The 12,351-nt window shown below is 63.0% G+C and carries 12 protein-coding genes; 5 read left to right on the top strand and 7 right to left on the bottom strand.

The features are described 5' to 3' along the window. Positions 1-144 precede the first annotated feature (144 nt). Positions 145-369, bottom strand: coding sequence for a YbdD/YjiX family protein (locus ACVOMF_RS18430; RefSeq protein ID WP_057626620.1), 225 nt, complete (start codon positions 367-369; stop codon positions 145-147). Beyond that, positions 369-2,435: a carbon starvation CstA family protein gene (locus ACVOMF_RS18425; protein ID WP_481510557.1), complete on the bottom strand. Its 2,067-nt coding sequence runs from the start codon at positions 2,433-2,435 to the stop codon at positions 369-371. Before ACVOMF_RS18425 ends, ACVOMF_RS18430 begins: the two co-directional genes overlap by 1 nt. 236 nt (positions 2,436-2,671) lie before the next feature. Here ACVOMF_RS18425 and ACVOMF_RS18420 point away from each other — a divergent pair, with 236 nt between their 5' ends. After that, on the top strand, positions 2,672-3,523 hold the full coding sequence (locus ACVOMF_RS18420) for a pirin family protein (protein ID WP_481510556.1): 852 nt from the start codon (positions 2,672-2,674) through the stop codon (positions 3,521-3,523). A gap of 92 nt (positions 3,524-3,615) precedes the next feature. On the opposite strand, the gene ACVOMF_RS18415 is transcribed toward ACVOMF_RS18420, so the two are convergent. From ACVOMF_RS18415 to ACVOMF_RS18405, 3 genes are all read right to left on the bottom strand, one after another. Continuing rightward, entirely contained in the window at positions 3,616-4,092 is a 477-nt protein-coding gene (locus ACVOMF_RS18415) for a hypothetical protein (protein WP_481510555.1), read from the bottom strand. A 228-nt stretch (positions 4,093-4,320) separates the two neighbouring features. Continuing rightward, the gene (aqpZ, locus tag ACVOMF_RS18410; protein WP_481510554.1) at positions 4,321-5,040 is read right to left on the bottom strand and encodes an aquaporin Z; all 720 of its coding nucleotides are present in this window, start codon (positions 5,038-5,040) and stop codon (positions 4,321-4,323) included. A 200-nt stretch (positions 5,041-5,240) separates the two neighbouring features. Then, entirely contained in the window at positions 5,241-6,101 is an 861-nt protein-coding gene (locus ACVOMF_RS18405; RefSeq protein ID WP_481510553.1) for a pirin family protein, read from the bottom strand. 405 nt (positions 6,102-6,506) lie between these two features. Between ACVOMF_RS18405 and gpmA the strand changes: the two genes are divergently transcribed. Next, complete coding sequence (gpmA, locus tag ACVOMF_RS18400) at positions 6,507-7,256, top strand: 2,3-diphosphoglycerate-dependent phosphoglycerate mutase (protein ID WP_481510552.1); 750 nt, start codon at positions 6,507-6,509, stop codon at positions 7,254-7,256. Between the two features lie 215 nt (positions 7,257-7,471). On the opposite strand, the gene ACVOMF_RS18395 is transcribed toward gpmA, so the two are convergent. Continuing rightward, positions 7,472-7,879, bottom strand: coding sequence for a helix-turn-helix domain-containing protein (locus ACVOMF_RS18395; RefSeq protein WP_481510551.1), 408 nt, complete (start codon positions 7,877-7,879; stop codon positions 7,472-7,474). A gap of 257 nt (positions 7,880-8,136) precedes the next feature. Then, entirely contained in the window at positions 8,137-8,538 is a 402-nt protein-coding gene (locus tag ACVOMF_RS18390) for a helix-turn-helix domain-containing protein (protein WP_481510550.1), read from the bottom strand. A gap of 262 nt (positions 8,539-8,800) precedes the next feature. On the opposite strand from ACVOMF_RS18390, the gene ACVOMF_RS18385 reads away from it, so the two are divergent. From ACVOMF_RS18385 to ACVOMF_RS18375, 3 genes are all read left to right on the top strand, one after another. Further along, positions 8,801-9,706, top strand: a complete 906-nt coding sequence (locus tag ACVOMF_RS18385) for an alpha/beta hydrolase (protein ID WP_481510558.1) — start codon at positions 8,801-8,803, stop codon at positions 9,704-9,706. 133 nt (positions 9,707-9,839) lie between these two features. Beyond that, positions 9,840-10,652, top strand: coding sequence for a helix-turn-helix transcriptional regulator (locus ACVOMF_RS18380; protein WP_481510549.1), 813 nt, complete (start codon positions 9,840-9,842; stop codon positions 10,650-10,652). A gap of 74 nt (positions 10,653-10,726) precedes the next feature. Further along, positions 10,727-12,250, top strand: coding sequence for a serine hydrolase domain-containing protein (locus ACVOMF_RS18375; protein WP_481510548.1), 1,524 nt, complete (start codon positions 10,727-10,729; stop codon positions 12,248-12,250). Positions 12,251-12,351: the final 101 nt, after the last annotated feature.

The raw sequence follows: 12,351 nt of genomic DNA, 5'->3' as shown, positions 1-12,351 counted from the left end.
CCCCCCCCCCCCCCCCCCGCCCCCCCCGCCCCCCCCCACATAAATTCCCAAACCCGCCGGCTGGGGGCCCCCCAAAAAGGCGCAAAAAAAAAACCGGGCGGCCCTTGGGCCCCCCCCTTTCTCCGTTGCTTGTCTCCGCTGTGCTTAGCAGCAGCGGAAGCCGCTCCTGCCGCCGAAGCGAGCTTCCTGACGTTCGCGGAAGAAGGTTTTGTAATCCATGACCTCGCGGTCAGGATGCTTCTCGCGCATGTGCCGGACATAGTTGTCGTAGTCCGGCACGCCGCAGCAAAGCCGCGCGGTCTGCACCAGACGCCGCCAGGTGCGGCGGAACGTCTGGTACTGGCCGACGGGGACCAGCTCGGTGCCCATTACAGGTCAACCTCGTGCGGCTTCAATGCCACGTACGGGGTTTCCTTGTCGGTGCGCACCGGCGAGCGACGTGCTGCGGCGATGGTCTTGATCGAATACACCAGCACGGCGAACACCACGAACAGGAACAACGCGGTCAGGCCGGTGTTGATGTAGTTGTTCACCATCACCTGGTGCATCTGGTCGAAGTTCTTCGACGGTGCCAGCAGTTCGCCGGCGGCAATGGCGTCACGGTACTTGTGCGCCTGGGCCAGGAAGCCAACTGCCGGAACGTCGGAGAAGATCTTGATGAAGCCGGCTGCGGTGGTGCAGATCAGCAGCCAGATGGCCGGGACCAGCGGCACCCAGGCGTACTTGTCTTTCTTCATCTTGAACAGCACCACGGTGCACAGCAGCAGCGCCACGCCGGCCAGCATCTGGTTGGCGATGCCGAACAGCGGCCACAGCATGTTGATGCCGCCCAGCGGGTCGGTCACACCCTGGTACAGGAAGTAACCCCACAGCGCGACGCAGCCGCCGGTGGCGATGAAGCTGGCCACCCACGAGTCGGTGCGACGCAGGGCCGGCACGAAGTTGCCGAGCAGGTCCTGCAGCATGAAGCGGCCCGAGCGGGTACCGGCATCGACGGCGGTCAGGATGAACAGGGCTTCGAACAGGATCGCGAAGTGGTACCAGAACGCCATCATGCCTTCACCCGGCAGCACCGCGTGCAGGATCTGCGCGATGCCCACAGCCAGTGTGGGTGCGCCACCGGCGCGCGAGAGGATGGTGGTTTCACCGATCTCTGCCGCGGTTGCGGTGAGCTGGTCCGGGGTGATCGCAAAGCCCCAGTTGGTGACGACCTGCGCAGCGTGCACCACGTCGGTGCCGATGATCGCAGCGGGGCTGTTCATCGCGAAGTAGATGCCCGGCTCGATGATCGAAGCCGCGACCATGGCCATGATGGCCACGAACGATTCCATCAGCATGCCGCCGTAGCCGATGTAGGCGGCATGGCCTTCATTGGCCAGCAGCTTGGGCGTGGTGCCCGAGCTGATCAGTGCATGGAAACCCGACACCGCGCCGCAGGCAATGGTGATGAACAGGAACGGGAACATGCTGCCCTTCCACACCGGGCCCGTGCCGTCGGCAAACTGGGTCAGTGCCGGCATTTTCAGCTCCGGCATCACGATCAGGATGCCGATCGCCAGACCGACAATCGTGCCGATCTTGAGGAAGGTGGACAGATAGTCGCGCGGTGCCAGCAACAGCCACACCGGCAGCACCGCAGCGACGAAACCGTAGCCGATCAACATCCAGGTGATCTGGATGCCGGTGAAGGTGAACATCGGGCCCATCACCGGGTCAGCGGCAACCTTGCCGCCGTACCAGATCGCGGCGATCAGCAGGATCAGGCCGACAATGGAGATCTCGCCGATCTTGCCCGGGCGGATGTAGCGCATGTACACGCCCATCAGGATGGCGATCGGCATTGTCGCGATCACCGTGAACATGCCCCAGGGGCTGCCCTCCAGTGCCTTCACCACGATCATCGCCAGCACCGCGAGGATTATGATCATGATCATGAAGACGCCGAACAAAGCGATGGTGCCGGGCACCTGGCCCATTTCCTCACGCACCAGATCGCCCAGCGAGCGGCCGTTGCGGCGGCTGGAGATGAACAGGATCATGAAGTCCTGCACGGCACCGGCCAGCACCACGCCGGCAATCAGCCAGAGCGTGCCGGGCAGGTAGCCCATCTGTGCGGCGAGCACCGGGCCGACCAGCGGGCCGGCGCCGGCAATGGCGGCGAAGTGGTGGCCGAACAACACGTGCTTGTTGGTGGGCACGTAGTCCAGGCCATCGTTGTTGATGACAGCCGGCGTGGCGCGGGTGGGATCAACCCCCAGCACCTTGTTGGCGATGAACAGGCCGTAGTAGCGGAACGCGACCAGATACAGCGAAACCGCTGCAATCACGATCCAAAGGGCATTGATGTGCTCGCCGCGGCGTAGCGCCACGACGCCTAGACAGAACGCGCCTATCAGGGACAGCAGCGCCCATCCGGCTTTGGAAAAACCTTTCATCGAGTCGCCTCGCAGGGGAATGTGTCCAAGGGTCTACCCATGCAGGTCAGGGGTCAATGTGCATGGCAGCTGAAGCGGATGCGACTTTGGTCTTAGGCCCATGTCTTATTGAACATGACTGGGGGGCTGCACTGTGTTGTGGAGGTAGGCTGGCTGGAACAAATGGTTGCAGCCGTGGCGATTGGTTTGGCGTTCGGCTGGGGCCATTCTCTGCTGCATGTTCAAGGAGATTCCTCATGACTAGCCAAGATTCCGCCCGGGTGGTGCGCAGCATCCGCGGCATGCCTACCTCCGACGGTGCCGGGGTGCGCCTGACCCGGGTCATTGGCACGCCATCGTTGCCGGAGCTGGATCCGTTCCTGATGCTGGACGAGTTCGGCACGGACCGGGCCGAGGATTACATCGCCGGCTTTCCCGACCACCCGCACCGGGGTTTCGAGACGGTGACCTACATGCTTGATGGACGCATGCGACACAAGGACAACCATGGCAACGAGGGGTTGCTTACCCCCGGCAGCGTTCAGTGGATGACTGCCGGCCGCGGTCTGGTGCATTCGGAGATGCCCGAGCAGGAGTCCGGTCGCATGCGTGGCTTCCAGCTATGGGTGAACCTGCCGGCGCGCGACAAGATGGGGGAGCCGCGCTATCAGGAGTTCGCGCCTGAGCGCATCCCGCAGCTGGCGCCGGCCGAAGGCGTGAGTGTAAAAGTGATTGCCGGCACGGTGGACTCGGTCAGCGGACCGATCCAGCAACCAGCCACCGACCCCGTCTATTTGGATATAGGCCTGAGCGCGGGCGCAGCTTGGAGTTACCGCTTGCCTGAAGGCCACAACGCTTTTGCTTATGTGTTCGAGGGCAATGCGTGGCTGGGCGAGGGCGAGGATGCGCGCGCGGTTGAACTGCAGCAGCTGGTGGTGCTGGACGGTGGCAGCACACTGCATATGCGTGCCGGTGCCGAGGGTGCGCGACTGATCGTGGTGGCTGGGCGCCCGCTGCGCGAACCGGTGGCACGGCACGGGCCATTCGTTATGAACACGCGTGAGGAGTTGATGCAGGCCTTTGTCGACTATCAGGAAGGCCGCTTCTGAACGATCGCCGGCCCCGTACGCAATGCGACGGGACCGGCATCAAAGGGTCTTCATCATTGGTCTGTCAGCAACGGACCGCTATCCGTCGTGGCTCAGTTGCTGCCAGCCAATGCAGACGGATTGAGATTCAAGGTCTGGGTCAGGTTTTGCAGGGTGCCCAACTCTGCATTGTCGGCGGCGTCGATCCAGATCTGCGCATAGCGGTTCTTGTCCAGCTTGACCACGCTGATACGGCGCGACTCCAGGCCCGGCAGGTCACGGCCGCCCATGTCCAGCTTGTACCAGTGCATCTCGGTGCCGCCGAACGCGCCTTTTTCCGCGCGCAGCGGGCGGTTCAAGGACAGGCCCGGATCACGCCCGCTCAACATCATGTTCAGTACTGCGCGGCCATCTTCGGTGGTGGCTTTGCAGACGATGAAATCGCTTTGTGTCTGTTGCTCCCAATGCAGGCCGCTACTGGCTGGCAGCGATGGGCATTGCACGGCCTGCTGGGCGGAAGCGTTGGCGCTGGCGGCGAGCGCCAGTGCGGCAGAAAATACAAGAACAGTCTTCACTTCGCATTCCCCCATGGAACATCGGCCTGATGGCGCGACGAAGTCGTGTGGATGGTTCTGAAGGCAGTACTGGCTGGTGGGTGGTATCCCTCCCTCTGTACGTGCATCCCCATGCGCGCCAGCCAAGTTGCGACGGTATTACAAAAACCCCTTCACATGCAAAGTGTCCTTTCTGCCAAAGAAAACGGCCCCGCGAGGGGGCCGTTCCGACTAAGTGATAACACTTAAAACCAATATGGCGACTTACTTGTCGCTGCCAATCCACTTGTAAGCCAGGCCGCCGATGGCTGCACCCAGGATCGGTGCCACCCAGAACAGCCACAGCTGGCTGATCGCACCGGGGCCGGCGAACAAGGCAACGGCGGTGGAGCGGGCCGGGTTGACCGAGGTATTGGTGACCGGGATGCTGATCAGGTGGATCAGGGTCAGCGCCAGGCCAATGGCGATCGGCGCGAAGCCGGCCGGGGCACGGCCATGGGTAGCGCCCATGATCACGACCAGGAACACTGCAGTCAGCACTACTTCGCACAGGAAGGCCGCAGCGACGGTGTAGCCGCCCGGCGACAGTGCACCGTAGCCATTGCTGGCGAAGGCACCGGCCTGGCTGCCATCGATCAGGAAGCTGGCATTGCCCTTGGCGATCTGCAACAGGATGAAAGCAGCGACGATGCCGCCCAGTACCTGGGCCACGATGTAGGGCAGCAGGTCCTTGGCCGGGAAGCGACCGCCAGCCCACAGGCCGATGCTCACCGCCGGGTTGAAGTGTGCGCCGGAGATATGGCCAAACGCATAGGCACCGGTCAGTACGGTCAGGCCGAAGGCCAGCGCAACACCGACAAAGCCAATACCCAGCGGATTGGCGTCACCGCCGAACTTCGCTGCCAATACCGCGCTGCCGCAGCCACCCAAGACCAACCAGAAGGTGCCGAGAAACTCGGCAGCCAAACGCTTTCCCATGCTCATGATGATGTTCCCTATGTTTTCCCCGGTACGGGTGTGGGGAAAATAACGGAGAAGAGGGTGAAGTGAGTAACAAATTTGCTAACTTTTTTGCCTGCGTAACGGTAGTGCTATGGGCCTATGCGCGATTTGCGGGTTGTCAGCTACAGTGAGGCGGGGGCGGATATCGGAATTCCGCCCTTATTCTGACCCGGTATATGAGCTCAGCCGGGTAGGGGGATGAATTCCTTGTCATCGCCGGGAATCGTGCCGAAGCGGCCATTCTGCCAATCGTCCTTGGCCTGTTCGATGCGCTCCTTGGAGCTGGAGACGAAGTTCCACCACAGGTGCCGCGGGCCATCCAGCGGTTCGCCGCCCATCAACATGGCCTTGAGTGGGGTCTTGGCACGCAGACGGCTACGTGCGCCGGGCTCGGGAATGATCAGATGCTGGGTAGGTACATCCACCCCATCCAACTGGGCGTCGCCTTCAAGGATGTAGAGCGCGCGCTCTACGTGGGAGTTGTCGAGGTCGATCTCGGCGCCAGGCTCAAGGTCGATGGCGACGTTCAAGGTGTCGGCGAACACCTTGACCGGCGATTCCTCGCCATAGGCGCGGCCGGCGATCACCCGCAGCCAGGCACCGTCGCGGTGCTGCTGTGGCAACTGGTCCGCAGAGAAGTGGAAGAAGCCGGGGTCGGTTTCCTCGTGACTCTTGGGCAGGGCCACCCAGGTCTGCATGCCGTGCAGGGCCTGCGCATGTTCGCGCGCCTCGCTGGGGCTGCGCTCGGAGTGGGCGATGCCACGGCCGGCGGTCATCCAGTTGACGTCGCCGGGGCGGATGATCTGCTCCGAGCCAAGGGTGTCGCGATGGCCGATCTGTCCGGCCCACAGGAAGGTGACCGTCGCCAGGCCGATATGCGGGTGCGGACGCACATCGATGCCTTGGCCGGGACTGAAGATGGCCGGGCCCATATGGTCCACGAACACGAATGAGCCAACGCTGCGCGCCTGCAGGGTGGGGACGGCGCGGCGGACCTGGAAGCCGCCAAGGTCGTGGACGCGCGGGCTGATGATGGTGGTCATGGCTGGCTGCTCCGGCTTGCTTGAATGTGCGGGCAGGATGGCATGGCACGGGCGAAGAAAGGGTTGTCGTGCGGGGAATGGATTGTTGTTTTGGTGGGGAGGGTTGGCGGGCCGGAAGCTGGCGGCTGAAAGCGTTACCCCTCCCCAGCCCTCCCCTTCGCTGCGCGAAAGGGAGGGGGCAAAAGCCACGAGTGCGCAGAGGCTGCTGCTTCGCCCCCTCCCTTTGCCGAAGGCAAGGGGAGGGCCGGGGAGGGGTGAGCACTTGCTTCTGCTCATTTACCAAACAAACAAAACCAGTCTCCCCTGCAACTACATGGCTTCCATACTCAACCCTCAGACAAGGAACGGATGCCAACGTGAAGGGCTACAATCCCCGTCTTACTTCCCCATCCGGAGACCTCCGCAGTGACCCGCAAACTCGTGCTGTTGCGCCATGGCCAGAGCCAGTGGAACCTCGACAACCGCTTCACCGGCTGGGTGGACGTGGACCTCACCGAGCAGGGCCGTCAGGAAGCCGCCAACGCCGGCCGGCTGATGAAGGAAGAGGGCCTGCAATTTGATGTGGCCCATACCTCGGTACTGAAGCGCGCCATCCACACCTTGCAGGGTGCACTGGCCGAACTGGGTCAGGATTGGCTCCCGGTCAACAAGTCCTGGCGTTTGAACGAGCGTCATTACGGTGGCCTGCAGGGCCTGGACAAGGCCGAAACCGCTGCCAAGCACGGCGAGGAGCAGGTCAAGGTGTGGCGTCGTTCCTACGACATCCCGCCGCCGCCGATGGAGCTGGCCGATCCGGGCCACCCGATCCACGATCGCCGCTACGCTGGCCTGGACCGCAATGCGCTGCCGGCCACCGAGTCGCTGGCGACCACGCTGGAACGTGTGCTGCCGTACTGGCACGACGCCATCGCTCCGCAGCTGAAGGAGGGCAAGACCGTGCTGGTCACCGCCCACGGCAATTCGCTGCGCGCGCTGTACAAGTACCTCAACAACGTAAGCAAGGAAGCCATCCTTGAGCTCAACATCCCGACCGGCATCCCGTTGCTGTTCGAATTGAACGACGACCTCACCGTCAAGTCGTTCCGTTACCTGGGCGACCCGGAAGCAGCCAAGAAGGCCGCCGAGGCCGTCGCCAACCAGGGTAAGGCCAAGTAAGTGATTGGCTGCAGGCAGCACCGGTGTTGCCTGCCCAAGCAAGGAATCAATCAAAGACCGATGTCAGTACGCTGGCATCGGTCTTTGTATTTGTGGCAGCGGCGTAAGCCGCGAAGCTGACATGGCTGAAGTCCCAAGCACCGATGGCATCTGATGACGTCTCTGCTTTGCGGCTTACGCCGCTCCTACAAACAATCAATCAGCGTGCAGCCAGCTCAACGCTGGCACTGGGCCGGTTTTGCATCGCAGAGCGCGTTGTCGCGCAGCGCCATATCCTTGCCGACGTTATAGGCGCCATACAGGATCGCCATCACCAGCAGGGCCAAGCCAAACACCAGGTTCTCGGGACGTATTCCTGGAGCCGTTGGTGCGATAACCGGAGGCCTGTTCTCGATCGCTGCAACCTCGGCAGGCTCTGCATGCAGTAGATCCTCCGCTGTAACCTCCAGCGCTGCCGCAACCGCCATCCGCGACTCAAGCGAGGCGTTGCCTTCGGTTTCCAGTCGTTGCACCGTGCGCGGGCTCAAACCGCAGATACTGGCCAGGTGTTCCTGCGACCAGCCGCGGGCTTCGCGCAGTTGCCTGATCCGCCTTCCGTCGACCTTCACTGTTTCATCTTCCATGCCACGTTCCTGACGATGTTAGCCGAGCTGGCAGCTTCTTGTGGAACCGGGTTTGGCAACACGACAGCAAGCCGACAGTGCTATGTCAAGCCAATTGAATCAATGGCTTGCGATATTTCTGGGGCGGTCGCGTAACACCGATGTGCGCTTGCAGACTGCATCACCAAATTTTTCCGGTGGGTGATGGGGCTACATGCTTCAGGTAGCGTCGATGCATTCAATCAGCATGGTGCCCGGCATCCAGCGAAGCAGACGGATCAGCGACGGCACGCCGGGTCGGCTTGGCATACCCGGTTGTCACGTTCGGCAGCCTGTTTGCCCAAACTGAGCCCGACGACCAGCTGGAACATGAGTGCTACCAGGATCAGGCTGGCGATCCACAGGCCGATTTTCATCCGGTCAGCTGGACTGATGGCTGCGGCGCAGGGAGTCTGACCAGTGATGGATTCGCCGGTGTCGAGAAGATCCTCGGCTGTAACCTCCAGTGCCGCCGCAACCGCCATCCGCGATTCAAGCGAAGCATTGCCTTCGGTTTCCAGCCGTTGCACCGTGCGCGGGCTCAAACCACAGATGCTGGCCAGGTGTTCCTGCGACCAGCCGCGGGCTTCGCGCAGTTGCCTGATCCGCTTTCCGTCGATCTTCACTGTTTGATCTTCCATGCTGCACTCCTGCCGATGTTAGCCGAGCTGCGAGGTTGCCGGTCAACTGCGTTCGACAACACGACAGTAAGTCGACAACAGTGTGTCGTCCCAAAGGAATCAACGACTTGTGCGCTTCCAAGGTGGCGGCTGAGCTGCTCCGCAATGCGCATGCAAGCGGGAGAGACAGTCTTCGGATCGGGGCTGTGCCATGCCATCATCGGGCACTGATCACGATCACTGGAGTGTCTGCTTGAGCAAATGGATGATGTCGGTTATGGCAATGGTGGCGTTGAGCGCCTGTAGTCGTGCTCCCGAAGCTGCACCCAATGCCACACCAGAAGCGGCTGCTGCAAAGCCAGCAGCAGCAACCGCGCAGCGCGGCGATGGCAAGCCTTATGAAGTGCTGGGCAGTGAAGTCTGGGACGTGCCGGATCCGGTCAGTGGCCGCAACTACCAGGTGTTCGTCGCCCTGCCAGCCGGCTACGCGGACACCCCGGACAAGCGCTATCCGGTCTTGTACGTCACCGACGCGGATTATGCCTTCCCGCTGGTCTGGCAGATGGCGCGGCGTTTGAATGTCGAAGGCCGCAAGATCGAGGACTTCATCCTGGTCGGCCTGTCCTATGCCAAGGGCGAGGGCGGCATGCAGAGCCGCCGCCGCGACTACACGCCAACCACGAGGGGCCCGAGTGGATCGCCTGCCGATGCGGTGCACGGTGGCGCCAGCGACTACATCACCTACCTGGAAACGCAGGCGCTGCCATTCGTGGCCAAGCGCTACCGCAGTGACGAGAGCCGGCGCATGTTCCTCGGCCATTCCTACGGTGCCTTGCTGGGGACGCAGGTGCTGCTGGAACGCCCGCAATTGTTCAGCGGCTACATCCTTGGCAGCCCGTCGTACTGGTTCGACAAGCACGAGATGGAGCGGCGACTGGCCGCGGCAGGCAAGCCCGCCGAGCTCCCCGTGCGGGCCTACATGTATGTCGGCGAGTATGAGTCGGTGCAGCATGGCGGCGACGCCGACATGGTGGTGGATGCGCAGCGCATGATCGGTCTGCTGGGCGCGCGTGGCGGCCAGTCACTGGAGCTGAAGCTGGACGTGCTCAATGACGAGGACCATCTCAGTGTTGCACCGCGTGGCTTCATGCATGGCTTGAAGTACCTGCTGGCCGCGCCAAAGGGCTGAGTCTTCCAATCCTCAGGGTCGGGCCCGGCACGCACAGCGGCCGGACCGGGCTTGCGCTACCACGACCAACGGCAGGTGTGTGGCCGTGCGGCTTGGCTAGACTGCGTTCAATCCCTGCAGCCCGCGCCACGCCATGTCTTCGCCGCCAACCACGCATCGGATCGATGCCGCGCAGGGCCCAACCCAACGCCGGGTGTTCAGTGGCGAGCGTCTGGCTGCACGGGTCAGTTGGTATGCACCGGGTGAGCGCATGCACCGACACACGCACGACTGTCACCAGCTCTCGTTGCTGCTGCTCGGCACCTTGATGGAGCAGACCGGGCAGGGCGAGGAGCGGCTGGCCGTGCCAGCACTGGGCGTGAAGCAGGCAGGCGTTGCCCATGCCAATGATTACGGGCCGAGCGGTGCGCTGATGTTGGGTATCGACCTGCCGGCATCGTTCGACCTGCAGGACAAGCTCGGTATCGGCCGTGCCTGGCAATGGCGCGGGCATGCGCTGCAGCCGCTGCTGCTGCAGGGACGGGGACTGTTGTCGGCCTTGTTTGCAGGTGAGCTGGTCGCTGCCGATGTTGATGCCCGGCTCTGGGAATTGCTGGCTGGCATGGCCGCCCCGGACGAGCGCCCCAGCGGCACACCGCCACGTTGGTTGGCGTTGTGCTGCCAGCGTCTGCAGGATGAGAACGTGCCGCTGGCCGATCTGGCTGATGAGCTTGGCGTGCATCCGGTGTACGTCGCCCGTGCCTTTGCGCGTTGGATGGGCTGCGCGCCGTCGGTGTTCCGCGCCCGCGCGCAGTTGCAGCGCGCCCTGCCGCTGTTGGCCAACGGGCAGGCTCTGGTTGAAGTGGCGCAGCAGGCCGGTTTTGCCGACCAATCCCATTTCAGCCGGATTGCCCGCACGCACAGCGGGCTGACCCCGGCGCGGCTGCGCGCGCTGTTGCAGGCGTGAGCAGGTTCAATCCGTTCAAGACCCTGGGCAATGCCCTGGCGCATCGTGGCGCTTGTCAGCCACGGAGCCGCACCATGCATCTGCGCAACATCCTGTCCCTGTTATTGCTGCTGCTCGTCTGGCTGGGGGGCGTGACAACGGCTGCGGCGGCCTCGCCGCAACAGGCTGCACGGGAGCTGGCGGCATTCCTGGATGGCATTCCGGAGCTGGGGCCGGGCTACGCGGTGGTGATCGTTGATCGTGACCGGCAATTGCTGGGCTATACCCGCGGGCTGCGCAACGCCAGCAGCAAGGCGCCGCTGACCATGCACACGCCGATGTACATCGCGTCGCAGACCAAGTCCTATATGGGATTGCTGGCGCAGGTGCTGGATCAGCGGGGCGTGCTGCGCTTGGACAGTAGCCTGGCTGATCACTGGCCGCAGCTGCGCCTGCCTGATGGTGTCGATCCTGCCGCATGGACCTTTGCGGACCTGCTGAACCACCGTGTGCCCTTGAGCGCGGATGCGATCACCACACTGGAGGCCTACATCGGCAGTCCCGATCCGGCCCTGTATCCGCAGCTTCTGCAGCAGTTCGCGAGCAAGCGTGCTGATGGTTTCGACTACGACAATCTCGGCTACAACATCTACGCAGCGATCCTGCAGCAACACACAGGCCGCTCGTGGCAGGACTGGTTGCAGCAAACCCTGTTCACGCCGTTGCAGCTGCACGAAACCGCAACGAATACCTCCAGCTTCGATCCGGCGCAGCTGGCGTTCAACCACCAATGGCTGGGTACCGAACAGGGTTGGCGGTTGGTGCCACCCAAGCCCGACGCCTTGATGCATTCGGCTGGCGGCATGATGACGTCACCACGCGACATGGGCCGTTGGTTGCGCTTGCAGCTGGGTGCAATGCTGTCTCCCCAATTCGATGCACGCTTGCTGGATGCTGCCCACCGCATCGGTGCGCAGGTCGATCCCAAGGCCCGCAACGCTTATGAGCTGCCCTGCAATGGCTACGCGTTTGGTTGGAACGTATGTGATTTCGAAGGCCACACGCTGTACATCCACGGCGGCAGCTATACCGGCGCACGCAGCATGATGGCGTTCTCGCCGGATATGGGCGTTGGTATCGGCGTGTTCTCCAACTCGGACAATGCCACCGGCTGGTTGACCTCGCGCACCGTGGTGCAGTTCTTCCAGTATCTGGTGGGCCATCCCGAAGCTGCGTCATGGGCGCAGGCCCGGCGCAAGGCCTATCCGCAGCGCGTGACCGAACAGTTGGCCGGGATGCGTGCGCGGCAGGCGAAACAGCATGGCGAGGCGCGTTGGCAGGGCTGGCAATGGCGGCCGCAGGTGACGGCCCCATATGCAGGTGATTTCCGTGGCGCGGCATTGCCGGTTACCGCGCAGGTGACCGCCAGCGACGGAGGCCTGCAGCTGCGGATCGGTGCACTCCACCGCAAGCTCACGCCGGCTGCGCCTGATCTGTTTGCTGTGCAGGATGGGCCTTTGGATGTGGCCGAGCCTGTGCAGTTTCAACGTGATGCAAAGGGGGAACTGCTGGGTTTTGAATTTGATGGCGAACGCTATCTGCGCGTGCCATCCCGCTAGGGTAGGTGGTGGCGGCTGGATCTGTTTGTGGGAGCGGCGTAAGCCGCGAAGCGGACAGTTCATCAGCTGGCACATACATCTACACGTGCAGCGATGTCAGC

This window comes from Stenotrophomonas sp. STEN022 (genome assembly GCF_056760155.1).
This window is presented reverse-complemented; position numbering and strand designations above follow the sequence as displayed.

Coding starts and splice junctions, on each gene's coding strand:
- ACVOMF_RS18415 (WP_481510555.1), bottom strand. CDS start 4,092: ATGGGGGAATGCGAAGTGAAGACTGTTCTTGTATTTTCTGCCGCACTG.
- ACVOMF_RS18430 (WP_057626620.1), bottom strand. CDS start 369: ATGGGCACCGAGCTGGTCCCCGTCGGCCAGTACCAGACGTTCCGCCGC.
- ACVOMF_RS18380 (WP_481510549.1), top strand. CDS start 9,840: ATGTCTTCGCCGCCAACCACGCATCGGATCGATGCCGCGCAGGGCCCA.
- ACVOMF_RS18420 (WP_481510556.1), top strand. CDS start 2,672: ATGACTAGCCAAGATTCCGCCCGGGTGGTGCGCAGCATCCGCGGCATG.
- aqpZ (WP_481510554.1), bottom strand. CDS start 5,040: ATGAGCATGGGAAAGCGTTTGGCTGCCGAGTTTCTCGGCACCTTCTGG.
- ACVOMF_RS18395 (WP_481510551.1), bottom strand. CDS start 7,879: ATGGAAGATGAAACAGTGAAGGTCGACGGAAGGCGGATCAGGCAACTG.
- ACVOMF_RS18375 (WP_481510548.1), top strand. CDS start 10,727: ATGCATCTGCGCAACATCCTGTCCCTGTTATTGCTGCTGCTCGTCTGG.
- ACVOMF_RS18390 (WP_481510550.1), bottom strand. CDS start 8,538: ATGGAAGATCAAACAGTGAAGATCGACGGAAAGCGGATCAGGCAACTG.
- ACVOMF_RS18425 (WP_481510557.1), bottom strand. CDS start 2,435: ATGAAAGGTTTTTCCAAAGCCGGATGGGCGCTGCTGTCCCTGATAGGC.
- ACVOMF_RS18385 (WP_481510558.1), top strand. CDS start 8,801: ATGGTGGCGTTGAGCGCCTGTAGTCGTGCTCCCGAAGCTGCACCCAAT.
- ACVOMF_RS18405 (WP_481510553.1), bottom strand. CDS start 6,101: ATGACCACCATCATCAGCCCGCGCGTCCACGACCTTGGCGGCTTCCAG.